The sequence below is a fragment of the Pseudomonas sp. FW305-70 genome, from assembly GCF_058783925.1.
The window spans coordinates 1-22835 of sequence record NZ_JBYSYZ010000052.1 but is presented as its reverse complement, the minus strand read 5'-3'; the positions used below and the strand labels follow the sequence as shown (position 1 = coordinate 22835).

General features: G+C 61.8%; 25 protein-coding genes and 2 pseudogenes. 14 read left to right on the top strand and 13 right to left on the bottom strand.

The window, feature by feature from the left end; genetic code table 11:
• Positions 1–254: 254 nt before the first annotated feature.
• Both AC3WN7_RS25985 and AC3WN7_RS25980 read right to left on the bottom strand, forming a co-directional pair.
• The gene (locus AC3WN7_RS25985) at positions 255–1661 is read right to left on the bottom strand and encodes an FAD/NAD(P)-binding protein (RefSeq protein WP_102675546.1); all 1407 of its coding nucleotides are present in this window, start codon (positions 1659–1661) and stop codon (positions 255–257) included.
• 14 nt (positions 1662–1675) lie between these two features.
• Complete coding sequence (locus tag AC3WN7_RS25980) at positions 1676–2239, bottom strand: helix-turn-helix domain-containing protein (RefSeq protein ID WP_095967976.1); 564 nt, start codon at positions 2237–2239, stop codon at positions 1676–1678.
• A gap of 21 nt (positions 2240–2260) precedes the next feature.
• Here AC3WN7_RS25980 and AC3WN7_RS25975 point away from each other — a divergent pair, with 21 nt between their 5' ends.
• The 7 genes from AC3WN7_RS25975 (at position 2261) to AC3WN7_RS25945 (ending at position 9567) form a co-directional block, all read left to right on the top strand.
• Positions 2261–3256 (top strand): DMT family transporter, encoded by a 996-nt coding sequence (locus tag AC3WN7_RS25975; protein ID WP_102675545.1) that lies wholly within the window; start codon positions 2261–2263, stop codon positions 3254–3256.
• A 247-nt stretch (positions 3257–3503) separates the two neighbouring features.
• The gene (locus tag AC3WN7_RS25970) at positions 3504–6422 is read left to right on the top strand and encodes a monovalent cation/H+ antiporter subunit A (protein WP_102675544.1); all 2919 of its coding nucleotides are present in this window, start codon (positions 3504–3506) and stop codon (positions 6420–6422) included.
• Positions 6422–6766 carry a Na+/H+ antiporter subunit C gene (locus AC3WN7_RS25965; protein WP_007973781.1) on the top strand — a complete coding sequence of 115 codons (345 nt, stop codon included), beginning with the start codon at positions 6422–6424 and terminating at the stop codon, positions 6764–6766. Before AC3WN7_RS25970 ends, AC3WN7_RS25965 begins: the two co-directional genes overlap by 1 nt.
• On the top strand, positions 6763–8448 hold the full coding sequence (locus AC3WN7_RS25960; protein ID WP_102675543.1) for a monovalent cation/H+ antiporter subunit D: 1686 nt from the start codon (positions 6763–6765) through the stop codon (positions 8446–8448). Before AC3WN7_RS25965 ends, AC3WN7_RS25960 begins: the two co-directional genes overlap by 4 nt.
• Positions 8445–8933, top strand: a complete 489-nt coding sequence (locus tag AC3WN7_RS25955) for a Na+/H+ antiporter subunit E (RefSeq protein WP_095967980.1) — start codon at positions 8445–8447, stop codon at positions 8931–8933. Before AC3WN7_RS25960 ends, AC3WN7_RS25955 begins: the two co-directional genes overlap by 4 nt.
• Positions 8930–9208 carry a K+/H+ antiporter subunit F gene (locus tag AC3WN7_RS25950; protein ID WP_015094510.1) on the top strand — a complete coding sequence of 93 codons (279 nt, stop codon included), beginning with the start codon at positions 8930–8932 and terminating at the stop codon, positions 9206–9208. The genes AC3WN7_RS25955 and AC3WN7_RS25950 overlap by 4 nt, the downstream gene beginning before the upstream one ends.
• Complete coding sequence (locus AC3WN7_RS25945) at positions 9205–9567, top strand: Na+/H+ antiporter subunit G (RefSeq protein ID WP_095967981.1); 363 nt, start codon at positions 9205–9207, stop codon at positions 9565–9567. Before AC3WN7_RS25950 ends, AC3WN7_RS25945 begins: the two co-directional genes overlap by 4 nt.
• Positions 9568–9724: 157 nt before the next feature.
• Here the strand turns inward: AC3WN7_RS25945 and AC3WN7_RS25940 are convergent, their stop codons facing one another.
• The 4 genes from AC3WN7_RS25940 to AC3WN7_RS25925 all read right to left on the bottom strand — a co-directional run bounded on the left by AC3WN7_RS25940 (position 9725) and on the right by AC3WN7_RS25925 (position 12086).
• Positions 9725–10162, bottom strand: coding sequence for a DUF3995 domain-containing protein (locus AC3WN7_RS25940; RefSeq protein WP_095967982.1), 438 nt, complete (start codon positions 10160–10162; stop codon positions 9725–9727).
• Between the two features lie 118 nt (positions 10163–10280).
• Positions 10281–11294 carry an ABC transporter substrate-binding protein gene (locus AC3WN7_RS25935; RefSeq protein ID WP_095967983.1) on the bottom strand — a complete coding sequence of 338 codons (1014 nt, stop codon included), beginning with the start codon at positions 11292–11294 and terminating at the stop codon, positions 10281–10283.
• A gap of 118 nt (positions 11295–11412) precedes the next feature.
• On the bottom strand, positions 11413–11616 hold the full coding sequence (locus tag AC3WN7_RS25930) for a hypothetical protein (protein WP_102675542.1): 204 nt from the start codon (positions 11614–11616) through the stop codon (positions 11413–11415).
• A complete protein-coding gene (locus tag AC3WN7_RS25925) occupies positions 11616–12086 on the bottom strand; it encodes a hypothetical protein (RefSeq protein ID WP_095967985.1) in 471 nt (156 codons plus the stop codon). The genes AC3WN7_RS25930 and AC3WN7_RS25925 overlap by 1 nt, the downstream gene beginning before the upstream one ends.
• 412 nt (positions 12087–12498) lie before the next feature.
• On the opposite strand from AC3WN7_RS25925, the gene AC3WN7_RS25920 reads away from it, so the two are divergent.
• The 3 genes from AC3WN7_RS25920 (at position 12499) to AC3WN7_RS25910 (ending at position 13508) form a co-directional block, all read left to right on the top strand.
• Positions 12499–12747, top strand: coding sequence for a hypothetical protein (locus AC3WN7_RS25920; RefSeq protein ID WP_095967986.1), 249 nt, complete (start codon positions 12499–12501; stop codon positions 12745–12747).
• Positions 12748–12908: 161 nt separating this feature from the next.
• Complete coding sequence (locus AC3WN7_RS25915; RefSeq protein WP_007973761.1) at positions 12909–13139, top strand: hypothetical protein; 231 nt, start codon at positions 12909–12911, stop codon at positions 13137–13139.
• Between the two features lie 132 nt (positions 13140–13271).
• Positions 13272–13508 carry a DUF2789 domain-containing protein gene (locus AC3WN7_RS25910; RefSeq protein ID WP_015094504.1) on the top strand — a complete coding sequence of 79 codons (237 nt, stop codon included), beginning with the start codon at positions 13272–13274 and terminating at the stop codon, positions 13506–13508.
• Positions 13509–13513: 5 nt separating this feature from the next.
• Here the strand turns inward: AC3WN7_RS25910 and AC3WN7_RS25905 are convergent, their stop codons facing one another.
• From AC3WN7_RS25905 to AC3WN7_RS25895, 3 genes are all read right to left on the bottom strand, one after another.
• Complete coding sequence (locus tag AC3WN7_RS25905) at positions 13514–13717, bottom strand: hypothetical protein (RefSeq protein ID WP_102675541.1); 204 nt, start codon at positions 13715–13717, stop codon at positions 13514–13516.
• Between the two features lie 271 nt (positions 13718–13988).
• Positions 13989–15131 carry a methyl-accepting chemotaxis protein gene (locus tag AC3WN7_RS25900; RefSeq protein ID WP_409077339.1) on the bottom strand — a complete coding sequence of 381 codons (1143 nt, stop codon included), beginning with the start codon at positions 15129–15131 and terminating at the stop codon, positions 13989–13991.
• Between the two features lie 699 nt (positions 15132–15830).
• On the bottom strand, positions 15831–16235 hold the full coding sequence (locus AC3WN7_RS25895; protein ID WP_007935965.1) for a TraR/DksA family transcriptional regulator: 405 nt from the start codon (positions 16233–16235) through the stop codon (positions 15831–15833).
• 369 nt (positions 16236–16604) lie between these two features.
• On the opposite strand from AC3WN7_RS25895, the gene AC3WN7_RS25890 reads away from it, so the two are divergent.
• Entirely contained in the window at positions 16605–17210 is a 606-nt protein-coding gene (locus AC3WN7_RS25890) for a glutathione S-transferase (protein WP_095967988.1), read from the top strand.
• Positions 17211–17401: 191 nt separating this feature from the next.
• On the opposite strand, the gene AC3WN7_RS25885 is transcribed toward AC3WN7_RS25890, so the two are convergent.
• Positions 17402–18331, bottom strand: a complete 930-nt coding sequence (locus tag AC3WN7_RS25885) for a hypothetical protein (protein WP_102675539.1) — start codon at positions 18329–18331, stop codon at positions 17402–17404.
• A 479-nt stretch (positions 18332–18810) separates the two neighbouring features.
• Between AC3WN7_RS25885 and AC3WN7_RS25880 the strand changes: the two genes are divergently transcribed.
• Both AC3WN7_RS25880 and AC3WN7_RS25875 read left to right on the top strand, forming a co-directional pair.
• Complete coding sequence (locus AC3WN7_RS25880) at positions 18811–19494, top strand: response regulator transcription factor (protein WP_095967990.1); 684 nt, start codon at positions 18811–18813, stop codon at positions 19492–19494.
• Positions 19472–20875 (top strand): sensor histidine kinase, encoded by a 1404-nt coding sequence (locus tag AC3WN7_RS25875; protein ID WP_102675537.1) that lies wholly within the window; start codon positions 19472–19474, stop codon positions 20873–20875. The genes AC3WN7_RS25880 and AC3WN7_RS25875 overlap by 23 nt, the downstream gene beginning before the upstream one ends.
• A gap of 140 nt (positions 20876–21015) precedes the next feature.
• Here AC3WN7_RS25875 and AC3WN7_RS25870 read toward each other — a convergent pair whose 3' ends face one another.
• The 3 genes and pseudogenes from AC3WN7_RS25870 to AC3WN7_RS25860 form a co-directional block, all read right to left on the bottom strand.
• Positions 21016–21426, bottom strand: coding sequence for an SRPBCC family protein (locus AC3WN7_RS25870; RefSeq protein ID WP_095967992.1), 411 nt, complete (start codon positions 21424–21426; stop codon positions 21016–21018).
• Between the two features lie 26 nt (positions 21427–21452).
• A complete protein-coding gene (locus AC3WN7_RS25865; RefSeq protein ID WP_007973742.1) occupies positions 21453–22250 on the bottom strand; it encodes an SDR family NAD(P)-dependent oxidoreductase in 798 nt (265 codons plus the stop codon).
• A gap of 81 nt (positions 22251–22331) precedes the next feature.
• Positions 22332–22569 (bottom strand): annotated as a pseudogene (locus AC3WN7_RS25860) (aldo/keto reductase); the annotation flags it as partial.
• A gap of 45 nt (positions 22570–22614) precedes the next feature.
• On the opposite strand from AC3WN7_RS25860, the pseudogene AC3WN7_RS25855 reads away from it, so the two are divergent.
• Positions 22615–22785 (top strand): annotated as a pseudogene (locus AC3WN7_RS25855) (LysR family transcriptional regulator); the annotation flags it as partial.
• Positions 22786–22835 lie beyond the last annotated feature (50 nt).

Here is a 22835-nt window from a genome sequence, read left to right as displayed (position 1 = left end):
TGAAGGTGTACAGGTAACGGCGACTATTGGTCCCGCCCGTACGGCGGGTCACTTTGGAAAAACGGAACGCCGCCCGGCCTGTAGGAGCGAGCTTGCTCGCGATGGAGGTCAACGATGATGCGGGGAGCCTGACACCCCGCGGTGCTCTCGGTTTTTTCGTCGGAACGCCGCCCGGAGCAAGCTCGCTCCTACAGTGGATCGGCGTACACAAACGCTCTTCACCACTCATCAGGCCGAACGTTAGCTCGCCTGCCTTAGCGCACCAGTCGCTCGGCCAGCGCCTTGGCCTGACTCGCCACATCAGTGACGGCCGTGCTTTCCCACCACAGGCCGCGCAACGGCGGGCCCATGGCAAACAGACGGCTGGCGGGCAGCCCTTCGGCGTTCAGCACCGCGCCATCGACTTCTGCCGCGATGCCCAGGGCCAACGGCCCCGGTCGCACCAGGCCACGGGCGAGCAATTGCCGGGGCAGCGGTCGCGCGACCCGGCGCCAGTCGTATTCGATACCGCTGGAGTTGATCAGGGCAGCACCGCTGACCACGCAGGCCTGCGCCTCGCCGCGTCGTCGAAGACGGATGTTCACCCCGCCATTGATCGAAGGCTCAAGGCCCTGATATGACGCGGCGTGAATACGTAACCGTCCTTCTTTATACAAGCGCGCTACCAGTTCGGCACTCAAGGGTGGTGAGCGGTGGTGATGGCTTTCCCACCAGGGCCGCACATGCCGCACGAACTGCCGACGCTGCACATCCGTTGCCTGATGCCACAAGCGGCCAATGTGTGCCCGAACCGTGTCCAGTGGCGCCTGCCAGTCGATGCCCTGGGCGATGGCGTCCCGGCAGTGTCGACGCAATTCGCGCAGCAACTGGCGAGGTGTGCGGAGGTCCTGGTCCTCGGCGAGAAAATCCACCCAGGCCGGAGGCTGGCGGCGCACATGGGGCAGCAGCCCATGGCGGGAAAACACTTCGATCGGCCCGCGATGTCCGGCCTGTTCGAGGGACACCACGGCGTCGACCATGGTCAGGCCCGAGCCGATGATCATGACCGTCGATTGCGCATCGAGCTGCCGCATGGCTGCCACGTCCCACGGATCGAGGGCCGCCGCATTCAATCCGCTGGATTGGGTTTGTGGCGTGCGCGCAGCGGGAAACATCCCGGTGGCCAGCACCGCAAAAGCGCCCTGCAAGCATCGGCCGTCGCTCAAGGTCAAACGCACGGCGTCTGCATCGGCTTGCAAATCGACCACCTCGGCCTGCACATGCTCGACCGTCGAAACGATCAAGGCACCCACCGCCTGCGCTTCTGCGAGGCGCTGCCGAGCGTACAGGCCGAAGATTCCCCGAGGGGGAAACAGCTCGCTGATTGGCACGTGCTGCTGATCCGATTCCGGCCAGCCGCCGCCGGCAATGTAGTCGGTGAGCCATTGGGTCAGGTCGTCGGGGTTATCCGGGTCGACACTCATCCGCGCCGCGTTGCCGTTGAGCGTATGGCCCAATTCCACCGCGCTGTAGGCTTCGCCCCGCCCCAACTCGGCCCTGGGTTCGATCACCAGCACCCGACGCCGGCCCGGCAATCGCATCAACTGCGCCGCCAGCATCGCACCACTGAGGCCGCCACCGACAATCAGGACATCGGCGTCATTGTTCAAGGTCTGGCCCATCCTGCTCTCCCTGTTCAGATCACCACATTACGCACAAACCGCGCCGCTACCATCCCGTCATTGCGATAACAGTGCGGTTGGTTGCTGGCGAACATGAAGAATTCACCCGCCGCAATATTCTGTGGCCGGTCGCCGAGCATAACGGTCAGGCAACCTTCGAAGACATAAATCTGCTCGCTCCAGCCATCGGCGTCCGGCTCCGAGGGATACACCTCGCCCGGTTGCAGGCACCACTCCCACTGCTCGACTTCGCGGCTGGCGCTGGCCTTGGACAGCAACACCGCCTTACTGCCGGGAATCGTGCCGGTCCAGGCCAGTTCATTGATACGGCTGGGATCGCGGGCATCGGGAGCCTGGATCAAATCACTGAAGGCAACGTCGAGGGCTTCGGCCACGCGGTCGAGGGTGGTCAGGCTGACATTCTTTTCCCCCGCCTCGATCGCCACCAGCATTCGGCGGCTGACACCGGACTTTTCGGCCAGCGCGGTCTGGCTCAGGTCGGCGGCATGACGCAAACGACGAACATTTTGGCTGACGTGCTGGAGGACCGAAGCCCGTTGGGTAGAATCTTTGTGCACTATATTGCTCACTGAGTAGGGTTGGGCAGTATACTGCGCAACATTCGGCGCATTGTGCGTCCCCCTCCAGTAGCGTGCAAGGTCATGACGTCGGTGAATTCCCCAAAGGCTTCCTCCCGTTTCACAAGGTTCAGCAAGGCCGAATGCGTGCTGGTGCTGATCACGATGGTCTGGGGCGGGACCTTCCTGCTGGTCCAGCATGCGATGACCGTCAGCGGCCCGATGTTTTTCGTCGGCCTGCGCTTTGCCGCCGCCGCGAGCATCGTCGCCCTGTTCTCCTGGCGTCACCTGCGCGACCTGACCCTGTTCGAACTCAAGGCCGGGTCGTTCATCGGCGTGGCGATCATGCTCGGCTACGGCTTGCAGACAGTCGGATTGCAGAGCATTCCCAGCAGCCAGTCGGCATTCATCACCGCGCTGTATGTTCCGTTCGTGCCATTGCTGCAATGGCTGGTGCTGGGACGGCGTCCGGGGTTGATGCCGAGCATCGGCATCATGCTGGCCTTTACCGGGCTGATGCTGCTGTCCGGGCCGGCCGGTGCGTCGTTCAACTTCAGCCCCGGTGAAATCGCCACCTTGATCAGCGCCGTGGCCATTGCGGCCGAGATCATCCTGATCAGCACCTATGCCGGCCAGGTCGATGTGCGCCGGGTAACGGTGGTGCAACTGGCGGTCACTTCGGTGTTGTCGTTCCTGATGGTGGTGCCGACCAACGAGGCGATTCCGGACTTCTCCTGGCTGCTGCTGTGCAGCGCACTGGGCCTTGGGGCGGCGAGTGCGGCGATTCAGGTGGCGATGAACTGGGCACAGAAAAGCGTGTCACCGACCCGCGCCACGCTGATCTATGCCGGCGAGCCGGTATGGGCCGGGATTGTCGGGCGCATCGCCGGGGAACGCCTGCCGGCGATTGCCCTGGTCGGGGCCGGGTTGATTGTAGCGGCGGTGATTGTCAGCGAGTTGAAGACCAAGGGTAAAACTGCGGCTGAGGAAGAGCTGGAGCAGGAAACCCAGCGATAAACCGCGGGTTTTGAGTAGCCCGGTAGATCGCCTTCGCGAGCAAGCCCGCTCCCACAGGGGAAACGCATTCCCAGTGTGGGAGCGGGCTTGCTCGCGAAGGCGTCGGCACAGGCGAAACCCTTCTACCGGAAACAATGTGAATCAGGGCTTTTCCGTCTACCGTGTAGGATTCTGCGACAGCTTGGCGTTTGGCGATCCGGGAGCTGGCACGTATGATGCTTCACAAACTTCCGCAGATTAGAAGCCTATGTCCCTGATAGTTCTACTGCTTCTGCCTTTCATAGGCAGCTGTTTGGCGGCCGTGTTGCCGCACAATGCCCGTAACGCCGAATCCCTGCTGGCTGGCCTGATCGCCCTGATCGGCAGCGTTCAGGTCGCATTCCTGTACCCGCAGATCGCCCATGGCGGCGTCATTCGCGAAGAGTTTTCCTGGCTGCCCAGCCTGGGCCTGAACTTCGTCCTGCGCATGGACGGTTTCGCCTGGCTGTTCTCCCTGCTGGTGCTGGGCATCGGCACCCTGGTGTCGCTGTACGCCCGCTACTACATGTCACCGAATGATCCGGTGCCGCGCTTCTTCGCGTTTTTCCTGGCCTTCATGGGCGCCATGCTGGGGCTGGTGATCTCCGGCAACCTGATCCAGATCGTGTTTTTCTGGGAGCTGACCAGCCTCTTCTCGTTCCTTCTGATCGGCTACTGGCACCATCGCGCCGATGCCCGGCGCGGTGCCTACATGGCGCTGATGGTGACCGGTGCGGGCGGTTTGTGCCTGCTGGCGGGGGTCATGCTGCTCGGCCATGTGGTCGGCAGCTATGACCTGGACAAGGTCCTGGCCGCCGGCGACCTGATTCGTGCCCATGACCTCTACCCCATCCTGTTGCCCCTGATCCTGATCGGCGCCCTGAGCAAAAGCGCGCAATTCCCCTTCCACTTCTGGCTGCCCCACGCCATGGCCGCGCCGACGCCCGTATCGGCGTACCTGCACTCGGCGACCATGGTCAAGGCCGGGGTGTTTCTGCTCGCGCGGCTATGGCCGTCGCTTTCGGGCAGTGAAGAATGGTTCTACATCGTCAGCGGCGCCGGTGCCTGCACCCTGTTGCTCGGGGCGTATTGCGCGATGTTCCAGAACGACCTCAAGGGATTGCTGGCCTACTCGACCATCAGCCACCTCGGCCTGATCACCCTGCTGCTCGGCCTGAACAGCCCGCTGGCCGCCGTCGCCGCGGTGTTCCACATCCTCAACCACGCGACGTTCAAGGCCTCGTTGTTCATGGCCGCGGGCATCATCGACCACGAAAGCGGCACCCGCGATATCCGCAAACTCAGCGGCCTGTACAAGCTGATGCCGTTCACCGCCACCCTGGCCATGGTCGCCAGCGCCTCGATGGCCGGCGTGCCGTTGCTCAACGGCTTCCTCTCCAAAGAGATGTTCTTCGCCGAAACCGTGTTCATCAATGCCACGCGCTGGGTCGAGCTGAGCCTGCCGATCGTGGCAACGATCGCCGGTACCTTCAGCGTGGCCTACTCCCTGCGTTTCACCGTGGATGTGTTCTTCGGTCCGCCCGCGACCGACTTGCCTCACACCCCCCACGAGCCACCGCGCTGGATGCGCGCGCCGGTCGAGCTGCTCGTGTTCACTTGCCTGCTGGTGGGGATCTTCCCGGCGCAGGTGGTCGGCCCGTTGCTCGCGGCGGCGGCGCAACCGGTGGTCGGCGGCACCCTGCCCGAATACAGCCTGGCCATCTGGCACGGCCTGAACGCGCCGATGATCATGAGCCTGATCGCCTTGTCCTGCGGCACCGTGCTTTACCTGCTGCTGCGCAATCAATTCAAGCGCGGACGCTTCAACCGCCCGCCCGTCTTGGGTCGCCTGGACGGCAAGCACTTGTTCGAATGGGCACTGGTCGCCAGCATGCGCCTGGCCCGTCGCCTGGAGCCGCGAATTGGCACCCGACGGCTGCAGATGCAGTTGTTCCTGGTGGTGCTCGCCGCCGTGCTGGCCGGCTTGATTCCCATGCTGCACAGCAGCCTGCACTGGGGCGACCGGCCGAAGATCCCCGGCTCGATCGTCTTCGTCACCCTGTGGTTGCTGGCCATCGCCTGCGCCCTTGGCGCGGCGTACCAGGCCAAGTATCACCGTCTGGCGGCCCTGACCATGGTCAGCGTCTGCGGCCTGATGACCTGCGTCACCTTCGTCTGGTTCTCGGCGCCGGACCTGGCCCTGACCCAACTGGCGGTCGAAGTGGTGACCACGGTGCTGATCCTGCTGGGCCTGCGCTGGCTGCCACGGCGGATCGAAGAAGTCTCGCCGTTGCCGGGCAGCCTGCGCCGGGCGCGGGTGCGGCGGATCCGCGACTTGCTGCTGTCGACCGTGGTCGGTGTCGGCATGGCGTTGCTGTCCTACGCCATGCTGACGCGCCAGACCCCCAACGACATTTCCTCCTTCTACCTGAGTCGCGCCTTGCCCGAAGGCGGCGGCAGCAACGTGGTCAACGTGATGCTGGTGGACTTCCGCGGTTTCGACACCCTCGGTGAAATCACCGTACTGGTGGCCGTGGCCCTGACCGTCTACGCCCTGCTGCGCCGCTTCCGCCCGCCGAAAGAAAGCTTGCAGCTGCCGGCCCAGCAACGCTTGCTCGCACCGGATGTGGTCACCGACCTGGTCAACCCGCGTCACGCCAGCGACACCGCGCTCGGCTTCATGATGGTGCCGGCGGTGCTGGTACGCCTGCTGTTGCCGGTGGCGCTGGTGGTGTCGTTCTACCTGTTCATGCGCGGGCACAATCAGCCGGGCGGCGGCTTTGTCGCCGGGCTGGTGATGTCGGTGGCGTTCATCCTGCAATACATGGTTGCCGGCACGCAGTGGGTCGAGGCGCAAATGAGCCTGCGACCGCTGCGCTGGATGGGCACGGGCCTGATGATTGCCACGGCCACCGGCCTGGGTGCGATGCTGGTCGGCTATCCGTTCCTGACCACCCATACCTGGCATTTTTCGTTGCCGCTGCTGGGTGACATTCACCTGGCCAGCGCGCTGTTCTTCGACGTCGGCGTGTACGGCGTTGTGGTCGGCTCGACCCTGTTGATCCTCACCGCCCTCGCCCACCAATCGGTGCGTGGTCACAAAACCGCTGCCCAGCCTAAATCCGTTGCCGCCAAGGGAGCCGTCTGATGGAAGAAGTCATCGCAATCGCCATCGGCGTACTGGCCGCGTCCGGCGTCTGGCTGATCCTGCGCCCACGGACGTTCCAGGTGGTCATGGGCCTGTGCCTGCTGTCCTACGGCGTCAACCTGTTCATTTTCAGCATGGGCAGCCTGTTCATCGGCAAGGAGCCGATCATCAAGGACGGCGTGCCGCAGGATCTGTTGCACTACACCGACCCGTTGCCGCAAGCGCTGGTGCTGACGGCGATCGTCATCAGTTTCGCCATGACCGCGCTGTTCCTGGTGGTGCTGCTGGCGTCCCGGGGACTGACCGGCACTGACCATGTGGATGGCCGGGAGCCCAGGGAATGATGGCGATGACCCACCTGATCGTCGCGCCCATTCTGCTGCCGTTGCTGACGGCCGCGATCATGCTGATGCTCGGCGAGAAGCACCGGCCGCTCAAGGCCAGGATCAATCTGTTCTCCAGCCTGCTCGGGCTGGGCATTGCCGTGGCGTTGTTGCAATGGACGCAAACCACCGGCGTGCCCGGCTCCATCGGCGTGTACCTGCCGAGCAACTGGCAAGTGCCGTTCGGCCTGGTGTTGGTGGTCGATCGCCTTTCGGCGCTGATGCTGGTGCTGACCGGCATCATCGGCGTCAGTGCCCTGCTGTTCGCCATGGCCCGCTGGGACAGCGCAGGTTCCAGTTTCCACGCGCTGTTCCAGATCCAGTTGATGGGGCTTTACGGCGCATTCCTCACCGCGGACCTGTTCAACCTGTTCGTGTTCTTCGAGGTGTTGCTGGCCGCGTCCTACGGGTTGATGCTCCACGGCTCGGGTCGGGCGCGGGTGTCGTCGGGGCTGCATTACATCTCGATCAACCTGCTGGCCTCGTCGCTGTTCCTGATTGGCGCGGCGCTGATCTATGGGGTGACCGGCACGCTGAACATGGCCGATCTGGCGGTGAAAATCCCGCTGGTGTCCGAGGCTGACCGGGGCTTGCTGCACGCCGGCGCAGGGATCCTGGCCGTCGCGTTTCTGGCCAAGGCCGGCATGTGGCCGCTGAACTTCTGGCTGGTTCCGGCCTATTCCTCGGCCAGTGCGCCGGTGGCGGCAATGTTCGCGATCATGACCAAGGTCGGCGTTTACACCTTGCTGCGCCTGTGGACGCTGCTGTTCTCCGCCCAGGCCGGGGCATCGGCGTTCTTTGGCGGGGAGTGGCTGATCTACGGCGGCATGGCGACCATCGTCTGCGCCGCCCTTGCGATCCTCGCCGCGCAACGCCTGGAGCGCATGGCCAGCCTGAGCATTCTGGTGTCGGCGGGCATCCTGTTGTCGACCATCGGTTTCGCCCAGCCGAACCTGGTGGGCGCAGCGCTGTTCTATCTGTTCAGCTCGACCCTGGCCTTGAGCGCGCTGTTCCTGCTGGCCGAACTGATCGAGCGTTCGCGCTCGGCCAACGAGATACAGCTTGAAGATGAAGCCGAACTGCTGCCCCGCCCTCTGGAATCCCTGCATCCCCCCAAAGGCATCAACCTCGACGACGACCGCAAAGCCGTGGTCGGCCAGGTGATCCCGTGGACCATGGCGTTTCTCGGCCTGAGCTTCATCGCCTGCGCCTTGCTGATCATCGGCATGCCGCCGCTCTCCGGGTTTATCGGCAAACTCGGTCTGATCGGCGCCCTGCTCAATCCGCTGGGCCTGGGCAACAGCGGCGATGCACCGATTTCCAACGCTGCGTGGGGCCTGCTGGTGTTGTTGATTGTGTCGGGGCTGGCGTCGCTGGTCGCCTTCTCGCGCCTGGGCATCCAGCGCTTCTGGACGCCGGCGGAACGACCATCGCCCCTGCTGCGACGCCTGGAATGCGTGCCAATCTTTGCGCTGCTGGGCTTGAGCATTGCGCTGACCTTCAAGGCCGATCCGCTGCTGCGCTACACCCAGGCCGCCGCCGATGCCTTGTACAACCCGCAGCAATACGTGATGGCGGTACTCGACACCCGCGTCGTACCGAACCCCTCGGCCAAGGCGATCCCGCAGGAGGTGCAACCATGAAGCGCCTGTTTCCCGCCCCCTTGCTGTCGCTGGCCTTGTGCCTGCTGTGGCTGTTGCTGAACCTGTCGACCAGTCCCGGCAATCTGCTGCTGGGTGCGGCGCTGGGGTTCTGCGCGCCGCTGATGATGCGCAGGCTGCGTCCGCTGCCGGTGCGCATCCGTCGTCCGGGGGTGATCCTGCGCCTGGTCCTGCTGGTCGGGCGCGACGTGCTGGTGTCCAACCTCGCCGTGGCCTGGAGCGTGCTCAATGCCGGTCGCCGCCCGCCCCGCTCGCAATTCATCAAGGTGCCGCTGGACTTGCGTGACGCCAACGGCCTGGCCGCGCTGTCGATGATCACCACGGTGGTGCCGGGTACGGTCTGGTCGGAGCTGGCGCTGGACCGCAGCATTCTGCTGTTGCACGTCTTCGACCTGGACGACGAGGCGCTGTTCATCCAGCACTTCAAGACGACCTACGAGCGTCCGTTGATGGAGATCTTCGAATGAGCCCCTTGCTGGCGAACGCGATCCTGCTGAGCCTGTTCCTGTTTTCCCTGACGATGGTCCTGACCCTGATCCGCCTGTTCAAAGGGCCGTCGGCCCAGGACCGGGTCCTGGCGCTGGACTACCTGTACATCGTCGCGATGCTGATGATGCTGACGCTGGGTATCCGTTATGCCAGTGACACCTACTTCGAGGCGGCGCTGCTGATCGCCCTGTTCGGGTTCGTCGGCTCCTTCGCCCTGGCGAAATTCCTGCTGCGTGGTGAGGTGATCGAATGAATACGCCCTTGTCGTTGTGGGTGGAAATCCCGGTGGCGATCCTGCTGGTGCTCGGCAGCCTGTTTGCCTTGATCGGCGCCACGGGCCTGCTGCGCATGCGGGATTACTTCCAGCGCATGCACCCACCGGCCCTGGCCTCGACGCTCGGGGCCTGGTGCGTGGCGCTGGCTTCGATCATCTATTTTTCGGCGCTCAAGTCCGCGCCGGTCTTGCACGCCTGGCTGATTCCGATCCTGCTGGCGATTACCGTGCCCGTGACCACCTTGCTGCTGGCCCGGGCGGCGCTGTTTCGTAAACGCATGGCCGGGGATGATGTGCCGGCGGAGGTGAGTAGTCGGCGGACCGAGAGCGGCAGCTAGACCAAGGATTTGTATCGACTGGACCGGCCTCTTCGCGAGCAAGCCCGCTCCCACAAGGGTGGGTGTCTAACTCAAAAGGTGTGTACGACACCAGACACTGTGGGAGCGGGCTTGCTCGCGAAGAGGCCAGTACTGTCACTACAGAAACGTCGCTGTCTCAGACCCAGGCCACCGCCAACAACCCCGCCCCCAACACCACACACAAGGGCGAATAAACCCAGGTGTCCAGCCGGGAAAATTTCGAGCCTTTGACCTCTTTGAAAAAACCCACCAGCTCCGAATCGCCAATGGCCCGGGCAAACAGCAAGATCGCAATGGCGCTGATCACCCACTGCAGCGACCGGTGATGCAAGGGTGGCAGGCACCAACCCACCCGCAAGCACACCAGCATGGCAATCAACAGCAACAGTCCGGCCACCACCAGCGTGATCCAGCCTCGCGGTGTGAACGCCGGTCTCAGTTGCGCACTGCCCTCCTGCGGTACTTGCGGGACCGCCGCCACCGCCGCCCACTCGCCACCCAACGCCCAATACACATGCACCACACTGATCACGGTGAAGATCGTCACCAGCGACTGAGCCAACAACAGGGTCATGGTTCAGAGATCCTTGAAAGGGATATGAACCGAACATTGTAGGAGCTACCGCAGGCTGCGATGTCTTGATTTTGCCTTTTCATGACGAAGATCAAAAGATCCCGACCTGCGGCAGCGCCTACAGGGCGGCGGAGACTTTATCCGCCACGTCCTTGGGCAGCCACGCCCGCCAGACGTCCGGATGAGCCTTCATGAACGCCTCTGCCGCCTGGCGCGGTGGTGTATGTTTCTCACTCATCTCGGCCAGCGCCTTGTTCAGCGGGCCGATCGGAAAGTCGACCTTGGCGAAGAACTCGGCAATCTGCGGATATTGCTTCTGGAAGGGAGTGGACACACCGATCGACAGCTTCGAAGCCAGGGAACGGGTCGGCCGTGGATTGGGGTTGTCGGCGTCGGTCAGGGTCTTCCAGGCCTCGGCGTCGAACGGTGGTTCTTCCAGTTGAATCAGCTTGAAGCGGCCGAGCAACGGCGTGGGCGACCAGTAGTAGAACAGCACCGGCTTGCCACGATGAATGGACGAACTGATCTCTGCATCCAGGGCCGCGCCCGAACCACTGCGGAAGTTCACGTAGCTGTCGTCCAGCCCGTACGCCTTGAGTTTCTGCTTGTTGACCACTTCCGAGGTCCAGCCGATAGGGCTGTTGAGGAAACGCCCTTTGGTCGGGGCTTCCGGGTCCTTGAATACGTCTTTGTAGCGCGGCAGGTCGCTGACGCTGCGCAGGTCTGGCGCCAGCGGCTTGATGCCCTTGGCGGGGTCGCCCTTGATCACGTATTCCGGCACCCACCAGCCTTCGGTAGCGCCCTTGACCGTGTCGCCGAGGCTGACGACTTTGCCTTCGGCTTCGGCCTTGACCCAGACCGGGCTGCGACCGGCCCACTCTTCGCCAATGACCTGGATGTCATTGTTGGCCAGCGCGGTTTCCAGGGTGATGGTGGTACCCGGCAAGGTATCGGTGGGCAGCCCGTAGCCCTTCTCGACAATGATGCGCAGGACATCGGTGATCAGGCTGCCGCTTTCCCAGTTCAGGTCAGCGAAGTGGATCGGCGCCTGGGCGGCAAACACCGGGGCGGGTGTCGCCAGCAAACCGAAAGTGGCCAGGGCAGCAGCCAGCAACCGTCGAAATCCGTTCATGCTTTTGCACCTCGTGCTGTTCACAGCAATAGCAGGATGGCCTGGCAGTAGACCGCGAAGCCTCTGAATACTCAGTCCAATGACTGTAGTAGAGGTTCCTGCTTTCGAGGTGCGGGGATCAGTTTTCGGAAGTTTCCTGCAAACGCGTCAGCTCTCGTCTGACCATGCTGGCGTAGGGCGCCGGTTGCAGTTGGTAAAGCTGTGACGCCACCCAGTTCAGCCAGGCTCCTTGCAGAAGGGGCTTGTGCCCGAACAGCCGCCGCGCTTCGTCTTGAGCGCTGGCCAGGTTCTGTTCGTGGAAGTCGGCGCGGGTCAGGGTCATCACTCGCTGGCCTTGAAGGTCACCAGCTCGCCCTTGCGCCACTTGGCCACTTTGGTGGTCACGGCCTTGAGGGTCTTGGTCAGGCCTTCCTGCAACTGTTGATGGGCGGCAAACACCATCACCACGCTATGACCTTCCTTGAACACTATTCCCTGACCGTCGGCGGTGGTCACGAAGGCGTAATCGCCAATTCCGTAAACCGTCAGCTTGATGTCGCGGAACCTGATGTCCAGCTTGCCGCCTTCGCGACTGGGCAGCACGGAGGCGCTGAAATGATCGCCGACCTTGAGTTTGAGCCCGGGTTTGTCGTCCACCACCAGGGCTGATTCGGTGTCGATTTCGGCAATGTAAATGCCTTCAGCGTTCTGTTCGGTGATGTAAACGAAACGTGACTGAAACTGCTTGACCAGCTTTGCGCGCAAATCGCCCAGCACGAACAAGGCATGCATATCGAGATTACTTACTGCCAAGGAAACATCCCCACATCTGAAAAATGGCGCCGTACGCGAAAATAAACGCACAGCCAAAAAAGCGGCAATGCCGAAGGTGTAGCCAGAGAACCCGGATTGAAGTCCTGAATGAGCAGTGCACTCATTCATCACGAAGCTTGAGAAGACTACTGGAACGTCACTCGCGTCGTCCTGACTGGCGTTCGTCACAGGCTGAAGGAAAACGCCCTTCCTGCTGCCAGAAAATTATGGACTATCAACTTCGGGGAAAAATCTCACCAAGAGAACAAATTTTCCTACATATCATCAGCAAAAAATTGCTTTAGATAAACATCATTCACCCACCAATAAGGGTGATTCTAGAGCAGCGATGCTCCTGAAGACTAGCCAAAACGACGTACATACGTCGGCAAAACAATGAAAAGGACTTCATATGTGCACACTGACACACTTTGCCTATCCCTTGGTACCTGACTCGAAAACAGCAGCGATCTCGCAGCCGATACCGTTCGGCCCCTCTGAACCGCTTCTCGATGCCCCTCCCCGCCCGCGATTTCAGGTGGTGATGGCGGGCATTGCCTTCTTTCACATCAAGGATATTTCTACAGGCTGTGTAAGAGGTTTCCGAGCCAATCATAACGAAGCCTGCGCCCTCGCCCGGTTTCTTGAATCACACGGTTGACAGGCCCGCCGCGCTCATTTTCATCGACGTTTGCTCGGCCCGTCGACTTATCTCAGCCGTCGACGGGCAACTACTGCCATACTGCCCACCCAATAAAACGGATCCGCAACAAATCGGATGGCGTTGACAACAACAATATATTTCCAGGGGAAGTCTGCAACGTGACGGAATTTGATATCGGCGAGTTTTTTATCCGCGGTGAAGCCAGAGAAGTCGAGGGTGAATTCCAGGCCGTGATTGTCATGCGCGCCAAACCTCCGCTCAAGACCGTGACCTATCACCAGGTCGAAAAAGACCGCTGGTTCAAAACCCCGGATGTCGCTGCCATTGCGGCCCAGGAATCGGCCAGGGAACTGAAGGCGGCGGTCGATGCCGGGGCACTGAAAGCCTGACACCCGGATTGGCGGTCTATGCTCTGTGTTGCGTTTGAACATCGTGATCGAACTCCACCCGTGCGGCGCCCTCCAAATCAGGAGACCGCACATCGCCCCTCGACCCGACTGATGACCTGCAAGGAGATGAAGATGGAATCACCGACACACGACCTCAAAGGCCTGTTCGACCAGCTCGGCCTGGACTCCAGCCAGAAAGCGATCGACGACTTCATTGCCGGCCATTTCCTGCCCGACGACAAGAAGCTCATCGACGCCGAGTTCTGGTCACCGCAGCAGGCCGGCTTCCTCAAGGAACAACTGCGCGAAGACGCAGACTGGGCGCGGGTGGTCGACGACCTGAACCTGCGCATGCATCAGACCCACTGACCATTTCAATGCTGGCTGTCAGGTCTTTCGGCGTTCAATTGCGCCAACCAGGCAGCCTTGCACTCCTGCGCTTCGTCGCGACTGGAGAACGCCGTGCCCCGGCGCTCGCCATTGAGCAACACCACCCAGCAAACCTTGCGTCCCATGGAGCGCAGATTGGCAGGTACGCCGCTGCCGACCATGACCGCGATATCAACTTTGCCTTGCATGCTGTCCCCCGAACTTCATTAGCAACCTAATTAATAGCTATGTTAATTAGGTTACCAGTGAGGAAACAGCAAAACCCTGCACAGGTTAGTTGCAGGATTTGTAACAATCACTCAAGGATGAACACTGTACCTGTGGCGAGGGAGCTCGCTCCCGCTGGGGCGCGAAGCGGCCCCTCCTTTTCCCTGAAGAGCAGGGGCCTGCTACGCAGTCCAGCGGGAGCAAGCTCCCTCGCCACAGACTACTTGTTGTTCGCTCCAGCATCAGAGGTTTCTAGCGCGGTTTTTCCGGCTTGTAGCCCAGGCGCAAACCGCCCCAATGCCGCCCCTTGAGCATGATCGGCACCGAAAGATCGTGCATCAACTCGCCAGTGTCGCGTGTATAGGTTTGCAGCAGCACGGCCTTCTGATGGCTGCCGCAGCGGATCCCGGTGCGGTCGGCGAACTTGCGTTTGGTCCGGTTCTGCAAGGCATCGACCTCTGCGTCCCCCGTCAGCGGCTGGCTGAACGCATGGTTGTGGGTCGGCACATAACCCTGCTGGGTGCAGGCGATGGCGAACACCAATCCTTCGTGACGCGGCAACAAGGGTTCCTGGATCGTTGGCAACACCTGATCGGTGTAGCGGTCGAAACGCGTCTGGTACTTGGCCGGGCTGGTATGGGGGATGACCTGGTAGTTGCGGTCGAACAGATCGTCCAGGCTGACTCGACCGGCATCGATATCCGCCTCGAAACGCTCTGCAATCCGGCTCGCGCCTTCCCGGGCCAGGTCATAGATCCGCTGGTGGTAATCATCCAGCCCCACCTCGGCCAGTCGCTCGCTGATGGTTTCGGCCTGCCCTTCCATTTGCACCGCCGCCTGGGCCAGGTGCTGAGTCTGCTGGTCGCTGACCGCCAGGTCGCTGCGCATCTGCTCGATGGCGTGAAACAGGCTGTCGAGTTGTTCACGGTTGGTGTCTGCGCCCTGGGCGATTTCCCCGACCTGGGACTCGACACTGGCCGCCAGACGGGCAATGTTCTCCAGATGCTGCCCCGTGCGCTCGACCTGCTCGACGCCAGTGTCGAGGTCACTGGACAGTTGGCGGATCTGCTCCACCACCTGTGTCGTACGTTGCTGGATATCGGCCACCATCTCGCCGACTTCGCCTGTCGCGGTCGCCGTGCGCGCGGCAAGCCCGCGAACCTCGTCGGCCACCACGGCAAACCCGCGACCGTGCTCCCCCGCCCGCGCCGCTTCAATGGCGGCGTTCAACGCCAACAGGTTGGTCTGGCTGGCGATGGACTGAATCACCAGGGTCACGCGCTGGATATCATCGCTGCGCAGGCTCAAGGCTTCGATCAGTTCACGGCTGTTGCTGGCGCGCTGGCTGAGCTGATGCATGCGGGCAATGGACTCGATCAGTTCCGTACGCCCCATCACGCCGCTTTGATGAGCCTCGCTGGCGGCGCTCAGCGCCTGGCGACTGAGCAGCGAGGTGGCGTGTTCGGTGGTAATCATGACCTCGGCGTTGCTGACGATCTGTGCCGCCGCCGAGAGTTGCGATTGCAGCTTTTGCGCCAATTGCCGAACCGAGAACGCCACCCCGGCGGCCGAGAGCGCGTTATGGCTGGTGGTGTAGGAAAGATCGCGAGTCAAATCGCCGATGGCATCAGCGTTGTCGGGGGAAGCCGCCTGTGGGGTCGCGCGCGAACGCAAGCGAGGCAGCCAGATGATCAGTACGGCCAGGGGCAGGCCCAGGTAGAGCGACCAACCGCCCAACGTCATGCCACATAACAACAGCATCAGGGCGATGCTTTGCAGTGTCGGTGTCAGCCAGCGGTTTTTCGGCAACAGCATTGGTGCAGACACTGCCGCAGCCAGAGACCCGTCTCTTGTCATCATCGTCACCCCGCAAAACTTCTAATTGTTGTCTTCGCATTAAACGCCGGCATAAGGCCATTATCCATGAGCCTTTAGTCGCGAACCTTGCAGCAGATCAATAGAAGAATCGGGAAATCGCAGACGACAGAAAACAAAGATCGCAGCCTTCAGCAGCACCTACGGAACAAATGTAGGAGCTGCCGAAGGCTGCGATCTTTTCCAGGCAGCCCGGTTCAACAGGGCTGCCTCACAGAATCAGGCCTGACGCTGGTGCTTGTCGATTTGCTCGTGACGCTCTTGAGCTTCGATGCAGTACTTGGTGGTCGGGCTGATCAGCAGGCGCTTGAGGCCAATCGGCTCGCCGCTGTCGTCGCACCAGCCAAAGCTGTCTTCCTTGATGCGCTCAAGGGCTTGTTCCAACTGAGGCAGCATGCGCTGGTCGCGATCGATCGCGTTCACCAGCCAGGTGCGCTCTTCTTCGACCGAAGCCGCGTCCGCCGGATCGGCCGGGGTGTCCAGGCTCTCGATGGCGATGCGGTTCTGTTCGATGCGCTCATGGGTTTCGACTTTCATGTTCTGCAACAGCTCGGAGAAAAAAGCATGTTGCTCGGCATTCATGTAGTCATCCGCCGGCATGGCCAGCAACTTGTCCTTTGTCATTGATATCTCTATAAAAAAACGTGCATTAAGGCGAATTAGGGAGCGTTCCGGCAGACCTGGGCAGGCCATCGGAAAGGCGCCGTTTGTTCCAAGCGCCACCCGGCACTCAATTTACGAGGGGCGGCAGTCTAAGGCCGACTTGAGGCCTCAGCAACTGAAAAGACAGCGAATTTGTCCGACAAAGCCCTGAAAATGCTCTACGGCAGGCTTTGAGGCGGTAATCGGAGTGCGTTTATAGCAAGAAATTCAATCGAGCGGCTGTATATAGAAGACAAACGGCCTGCACGAGGCCATTTTCCCTGCCATTTGCACGGCGGCGAACCTCAGCTAAGGTTGTCCTCCCGAAATGGCCATATAAAGGAAAGGACCATGAAGCTGATCGGTATGCTGGACTCGCCCTATGTCAGGCGCGCCGCCATTTCTGCCAAATGCCTGGGAATCACGCTGGAACATCAATCGGTTTCGGTGTTCCGCCACTTCGAACAATTCCGGCAGATCAACCCGGTGGTCAAGGCGCCCACCCTGGTGCTGGATGACGGTGAGGTGTTGATGGACTCGACACTGATCGTCGACTACCTGGAAACCCTGGCCGATAACAGCCTGATGCCCGACAAACCGGCTCAGCGTCTGCGCGCGTTGCGCCTGATCGGCCTGGCGCTGGCTGCCAGCGAAAAGTCCGTGCAGCTTTACTACGAGCGCAACCTGCGGCCGGTGGAAATTCAATTCGAACCTTGGGTGCAGCGGGTCGAAGGACAACTGGTGGCGGCCTGGTCGGCGCTGGAGCGGGAGCTGGAAAAGCAGCCGCTGAAGACTGACGGTGCGATCGGGCAGGACGGCATCACCCTCGCCGTCGCCTGGAGCTTCACCAACCTGGTGGTGCCGGATCAGGTGAGTGCGGCGCAGTTTCCGCGGGTCGCCGCGTTCACGGCGTATGCCGAAGGGCTTGAGGTGTTTGTCAGTACGCCGATTGACTGACGGATTCATTTCTTCGCGAGCAAGCCCGCTCCCACAGTGGATGGTGTGTCTTCCTGTGGGAGCGGGCTTGCTCGCGAAGCTTTATAGCTTCTGCAGTCGAATCAATGCACAAACAACGCAATCAAAATAATGATCGGGATCGGCACGCCGAGAAAGAACAGCAGTAATGAACGCATGGTAGTTCTCCTGGATTAACGAATCGATGCAGTGGTGACGTAGGTATCGGTTTCCAGATACACCACCGCATCCCGACGACGACCGCCGAAGGTCGCGGCAAGGCTGGCGAAGAACGCACCGGCCAACAGCGCAACGAACATCCACAGCGTGGTCCACGCCGCCACTTTCGCGGCGGTGTCAGCGGCTTGTTGAGCGGCCAGCTTGGCGTCGGCCACGGCTTGCCGGGTGCGGGCATAGACTTCATCGACACGACGTTCGGCGTCAGCCTGGGTGAGGTTGGTCCGCTGCGCGACCAGTTGCGCCAGGTAAGTCCGGTCTTCGGCGGCCAGTTCACCCCTGTTCAGGGAACGCACAAAGATCCGGGTGACGGTGCCTCGGGCCGCATCATCACTGACGGCAACCGGGCGATCATCACGGAACAGGCTGTCGACGAAGTAACCGTACTCATCGCCTTGGGTATTGCCCGCCGCAGTGCCCACGGCTTGCGTCGCGGCACTGGCCGCACCGCCGACCATGTTCGCCCCGGCCTGCACGCCACCGCCGACCAGACTGCTGACCGACCCGGCGACCAGCGTGGCCGTCACCAGTGTCGCCACGCACCAGGCCAGAAAACCATGGGCCGTGTCGCGAAAGTAAACTTCATCGCCGTGCATGTACGCCCACTTCACCCGCAGTCGCCCGGCGATGTAACCGCCAAGTCCCGAAGCGACAATCTGGGTGAAGGCCAGCCAGACAATGGTCGAGATCCCCAGGCCTTTGGCGCTCACGCCTTCATTGGCCCAAGGCGATACCGCCGAAAAACCAAGGCCGAAGCCGAGCAACACCAGGATCAGCGACAACGCCGCCGCGGCAGCGGCACCCGCGAAAATCGCGCCCCAAGACACGCCGGACAGCGTGGTGGACTCATCCATGGCGGGATAGAAACCGTCAGAGGATCTATTCATTGTTATATCGCTCCAGGCAGAAAGATGGTGTTACAACTCTTCGAGGAAGGAATTGCAGTCACCGTGCCAGTCACGCACTGTGAATAAATCGTTGTGCTTCAATCGCTTAGAAAGTTTGAACTTCCCGACCCCATGCAAACTGCAAGGAACAGGTTGAGCCAACGGGTTTTATGCATGGGTTATTTGCGCTTATAGCTTTTGTTGCCACTGGGGTCAGACAACCTTTTTTTGAGGCATTGCGGTCTTTTGTGGGAGCTGGCTTGTCGGGTCGCCGCATCGCAGCGATGGTCGTTAACGATTACGCGTGTGAGCTGGATAAACGCGGCGCATGTGAGTCCATCGCCAGCAAGCTGGCTCCTACAATTCCCCCGGGATGCGTGAAGCGACCCCGCCCAGATGAAAGTTAATTTATTAAGTCGCGGTTTTTTCTTGGCAAAATGCTCGCAACTTCGTATTGAACTGCAAATCAGGCCAGCCTTATGACCCGCATCTTGACCATCGAAGACGACGCCGTGACCGCCCGGGAAATTGTCGCCGAACTGAGTAGCCACGGCCTCGACGTCGACTGGGTCGACAATGGCCGTGAAGGGCTGGAGCGGGCAGTCAGCGGCAACTATGACCTGATCACCCTCGACCGCATGTTGCCCGAGCTCGATGGCCTGGCGATCGTCACCACGCTGCGGACCATGGGCGTGGCGACACCGATCCTGATGATCAGCGCACTGTCCGACGTCGATGAGCGCGTGCGCGGCTTGCGCGCCGGCGGCGACGACTACCTGACCAAACCCTTCGCCACCGATGAAATGGCCGCCCGGGTCGAAGTCCTGCTGCGTCGGCAGAACACCGTGACCGCCCAGGCCACCACGTTGCGGGTGGCGGATCTGGAGCTGAACCTGATCAGCCACGAAGCGAGCCGCGACGGTAAACTGCTGACGCTGTTGCCCACCGAGTACAAACTGCTGGAATTCCTGATGCGCAATACCGGGCAAATCCTCTCGCGGATGATGATTTTCGAAGAAGTCTGGGGCTACCACTTCGACCCCGGCACCAACCTGATCGACGTACACATCGGCCGTCTGCGCAAGAAAATCGACCCGCCTGGCAATGCCCCACTGATTCGGACCGTGAGAGGCTCGGGTTATGTCATTGCCGAACCCGTCTAAAGGCTGGCGCTCTTCCAGCAGCCGTTTGCTGGCGCTCTACAGTTCGCTGTTCGTGATCTGGAGCGGGATTCTCATGGGGGTCATGTACTACGAGGTTTCCGCTTACCTGGACAATCTGGCCAAGCATTCACTGATGCAGCGCCAGCACCTGTTTTCGCGCTTCTCGGGTGAACAACTGGTGGACGCCCTCGCCGTCAGCATGGCCTTCGACATCCGCGGTATCGACGCCTACGGCCTGTTCGATGCCCGGCACCACTACCTCAGCGGCGCCCTGCGCTACATTCCGGACGGCTTGCCGCTCGATGGCAAGATCCACATGCTGCGCGACTGCGATGCCTACGGCGACAATGACGACCAGACGCTGCCCGCCGACAGTTGCGACGCCGTGGCGACCCGCACCCTCGACGGCCGCTGGCTGGTGCTGGTGCGCGACAACGGTTCGCTGTTCGCCGTGACCCGCATCATTCTTCACGCGCTGTTCTGGGGGGTGACCCTGACCATCCTGCCGGGCATCGTCGGCTGGTATCTGCTGCGGCGCCGGCCGTTGCGCCGCATCCGCGGGATCCAGGCCAGTGCCGAAGCCATAGTCGCGGGCGACCTGAGCCGGCGCCTGCCACTGTCCAATCGGCGTGACGAACTGGACATGCTCGCCGCCATCGTCAACGCCATGCTCGAACGCATCGAGCGCCTGATGCACGAGGTCAAGGGTGTGTGCGACAACATCGCCCATGACCTGCGCACGCCCCTGACCCGTCTGCGCGCGCAGCTTTACCGCATGCAGCAGCAAGCCGGCGAAGGCTCACCGCAGGCCATGCAACTGGACCTGGTGCTGGCCGAAGCCGATACGCTGATGGCGCGTTTCCGTGGCCTGCTGCGGATTTCCGAACTGGAAGATCGCCGGCGCCGCTCCGGGTTCGTGCAACTGGACCCCGTGGCGTTGTTGCAGGAACTGCATGAGTTCTACCTGCCCCTGGCGGAAGACGACGGCCTGGTTTTCCAGTTGCACCTGCCCGCGTCATTGCCCTCCCTCAATGGCGACCGGGCGCTGCTGTTCGAAGCCGTGGCGAACCTGCTCAGCAACTCGATCAAGTTCACCCCGCCCGGTGGTGCGGTGATCTTGCGCGGGGTCAATGCTGGCGGGCATACACGGATCGAAGTGCTCGACTCCGGCCCCGGCATTCCCGAGGCGGAGCGTGAAGCGGTATTCCAGCGTTTCTATCGCGCCGAGGCCGGCAATCAAAAGACCGGCTTCGGGCTGGGCCTGTCCATCGTCGCGGCGATTGTCAGCCTGCACGGATTTACGCTGGAGGTGGGCAGCAGCGAACTGGGCGGCGCGCGGCTGGTGCTTGATTGTCGGGAGAGTTTGATACCGCAGGCCTAGTGTTCATCCGATGATCAAAACAGATCCCCTGTGGGAGCGGGCTTGCTCGCGAATGCGGTTTCTCATTCAACAAATATGTTGACTGACACTACGCTTTCGCGAGCAAGCCCGCTCCCACAGGGGGGTTGGTATTTTGACGGTCAGGCCGGGTAGTTGGCCCGCAATGCTTGCAGTCCGCCGGAATAAATCCCGGTAAACAACGCCTCCACCTCCTCATTGCTCACGCCCACCGGTTCAAACCGCCCGGACCAGGTCACCCGCGCGCCCTCGCCTTGCGCCTCGACCTTGATCGTCGCCAGATAATCAGTCGCCGGAAAGGGTGCCTGCTCAATCGAGTAGCTGTAGGTTCGGCCCGCGTTGTCGAAGGTTTGCAGGCGTTCGATCACCACCGCGCCATCCGCCGTCTGCAGGCTGCGCACGCGCCCGCCGTCACTGAGCTCGCTCCTGGGAATGAACGGCAGCCAGTCCGGCAGCGAGTTGAACCCGCCAATCAATTGCCAGACCTGTTCGGCCGAAGCCGGGATGTCGATGAAGGCTGTTGCAGTTGCCATGAAATGCTTTCTCCAATCAATAAGGTTCAGATGGCCAGGCTGTCGACGACACCGCCGTCGACCCGCAAGGCAGCACCGGTGGTGGCCGAGGATAACGGCGAAGCGATGTAGGCCACCAGATTGGCAACCTCCTCGACGTCCGCCACGCGCTGGATGATCGACGTCGGCCGGGCCTTGCGCACGAACGCATCGGCTTCGTCCCGGGCGCTGCGCCCGGATTCGGCCGTGGCGTCCTTGAGCATGTCTTCCAGGCCATCGGTAAAGGTCGGGCCGGGCAGGATCGCGTTGACCGTCACCCCGGTGCCGGCCAGGCGTTTGGCCAGGCCATGGGACACGGCGAGGTTGGCGCTTTTGGTCACGCCATAGTTGATCATGTCCGCCGGTGTCGCCACGCCGGATTCCGAAGACAGGAAGATCACCCGCCCCCAACCCTGCTTGACCATGCCCGGTGTGTAGTGCCGGGACAGGCGCACACCGGAGATCACGTTGACCTCGTAGAAGCGCGTCCACTCACTGTCCGGGGCGTCGTAGAAGTCCACCGTGTTGAAGATCCCGAGGTTGTTCACCAGGATGTCTGCCCGTGGTTCGGCGGCGAACAGTTTCTCGGCGCCTTCGGCGGTGCCCAGGTCGGCGGTCACGCCACGCAATTGCGCAGCAGGAACACGCTGACGGATGCTCGCCAGTGCCTGCTCGACCTTGGCCGTATCGCGGCCGATCACCACCACCGTGGCGCCCGCCTCGGCCAGTGCCTGGCTGATGCCCAGGCCAATGCCGGCGGTGCTGCCACTGACGATTGCCAGTTTTGCGCTCAAATCAATCTTCATGTTCAAGCTCCAATGAGGGGCAAGGGGGCGCGCTCGCAAATCAGCTTCGCCTCGCGCAACGCCTGCCAGAAAGCAGCGGGAATCACCGCCGACCACGATTTCGACTTGCTGCGCCAGGGCGGCGTCCATCAAACGCTGCAAGGCGCGATCATGGTCCGGAAGAGTGTAGCGACCGGCCAGCAGAAAACCGCCCGGCTGCGCTTCGCTCAGATCAAGGGTCAGCTCGCAGGGTTCGACCTTGTTCACCCCCAGGCCCCAGCCCTTGATCACGCCCTCCTCGCGCAAGCGGCCCGGTGCGGGCCTGGTTGAAGTACTCCAGCCTGCTGGCCCTGCCCGAGCACCATCCGCTGGCACGGCAAGCCGTGCCATGATCCAGAAAGGCTTGAGCCGCAACGCACCGCCAGGTGTGGTGCTGCGGGAAGTGCCGTGGATTTCCCTCACCCGACCGCTGTGGGCGGCGTGGCACCGGATCAATTTGCGGCCGTTGGTGGAGACCTTCCGCAAAATGTTGACCGAGCCTGAGTCCACCCCATGAACCTGTGGGAGCGGGCTTGCTCGCGAAGGCGTCGGCATTGCCAGCAATGT

What these genes read in the sequence shown, in the direction of transcription:
- AC3WN7_RS25985 (WP_102675546.1), bottom strand. Translation starts at nt 1,661, where the DNA reads ATGGGCCAGACCTTGAACAATGACGCCGATGTCCTGATTGTCGGTGGC.
- AC3WN7_RS25970 (WP_102675544.1), top strand. Translation starts at nt 3,504, where the DNA reads ATGTCCCTGATAGTTCTACTGCTTCTGCCTTTCATAGGCAGCTGTTTG.
- AC3WN7_RS25965 (WP_007973781.1), top strand. Translation starts at nt 6,422, where the DNA reads ATGGAAGAAGTCATCGCAATCGCCATCGGCGTACTGGCCGCGTCCGGC.
- AC3WN7_RS25960 (WP_102675543.1), top strand. Translation starts at nt 6,763, where the DNA reads ATGATGGCGATGACCCACCTGATCGTCGCGCCCATTCTGCTGCCGTTG.
- AC3WN7_RS25955 (WP_095967980.1), top strand. Translation starts at nt 8,445, where the DNA reads ATGAAGCGCCTGTTTCCCGCCCCCTTGCTGTCGCTGGCCTTGTGCCTG.
- AC3WN7_RS25950 (WP_015094510.1), top strand. Translation starts at nt 8,930, where the DNA reads ATGAGCCCCTTGCTGGCGAACGCGATCCTGCTGAGCCTGTTCCTGTTT.
- AC3WN7_RS25945 (WP_095967981.1), top strand. Translation starts at nt 9,205, where the DNA reads ATGAATACGCCCTTGTCGTTGTGGGTGGAAATCCCGGTGGCGATCCTG.
- AC3WN7_RS25940 (WP_095967982.1), bottom strand. Translation starts at nt 10,162, where the DNA reads ATGACCCTGTTGTTGGCTCAGTCGCTGGTGACGATCTTCACCGTGATC.
- AC3WN7_RS25935 (WP_095967983.1), bottom strand. Translation starts at nt 11,294, where the DNA reads ATGAACGGATTTCGACGGTTGCTGGCTGCTGCCCTGGCCACTTTCGGT.
- AC3WN7_RS25930 (WP_102675542.1), bottom strand. Translation starts at nt 11,616, where the DNA reads ATGACCCTGACCCGCGCCGACTTCCACGAACAGAACCTGGCCAGCGCT.
- AC3WN7_RS25920 (WP_095967986.1), top strand. Translation starts at nt 12,499, where the DNA reads ATGTGCACACTGACACACTTTGCCTATCCCTTGGTACCTGACTCGAAA.
- AC3WN7_RS25910 (WP_015094504.1), top strand. Translation starts at nt 13,272, where the DNA reads ATGGAATCACCGACACACGACCTCAAAGGCCTGTTCGACCAGCTCGGC.
- AC3WN7_RS25905 (WP_102675541.1), bottom strand. Translation starts at nt 13,717, where the DNA reads ATGCAAGGCAAAGTTGATATCGCGGTCATGGTCGGCAGCGGCGTACCT.
- AC3WN7_RS25900 (WP_409077339.1), bottom strand. Translation starts at nt 15,131, where the DNA reads ATGGGGCGTACGGAACTGATCGAGTCCATTGCCCGCATGCATCAGCTC.
- AC3WN7_RS25895 (WP_007935965.1), bottom strand. Translation starts at nt 16,235, where the DNA reads ATGACAAAGGACAAGTTGCTGGCCATGCCGGCGGATGACTACATGAAT.
- AC3WN7_RS25890 (WP_095967988.1), top strand. Translation starts at nt 16,605, where the DNA reads ATGAAGCTGATCGGTATGCTGGACTCGCCCTATGTCAGGCGCGCCGCC.
- AC3WN7_RS25885 (WP_102675539.1), bottom strand. Translation starts at nt 18,331, where the DNA reads ATGAATAGATCCTCTGACGGTTTCTATCCCGCCATGGATGAGTCCACC.
- AC3WN7_RS25880 (WP_095967990.1), top strand. Translation starts at nt 18,811, where the DNA reads ATGACCCGCATCTTGACCATCGAAGACGACGCCGTGACCGCCCGGGAA.
- AC3WN7_RS25875 (WP_102675537.1), top strand. Translation starts at nt 19,472, where the DNA reads ATGTCATTGCCGAACCCGTCTAAAGGCTGGCGCTCTTCCAGCAGCCGT.
- AC3WN7_RS25870 (WP_095967992.1), bottom strand. Translation starts at nt 21,426, where the DNA reads ATGGCAACTGCAACAGCCTTCATCGACATCCCGGCTTCGGCCGAACAG.
- AC3WN7_RS25865 (WP_007973742.1), bottom strand. Translation starts at nt 22,250, where the DNA reads ATGAAGATTGATTTGAGCGCAAAACTGGCAATCGTCAGTGGCAGCACC.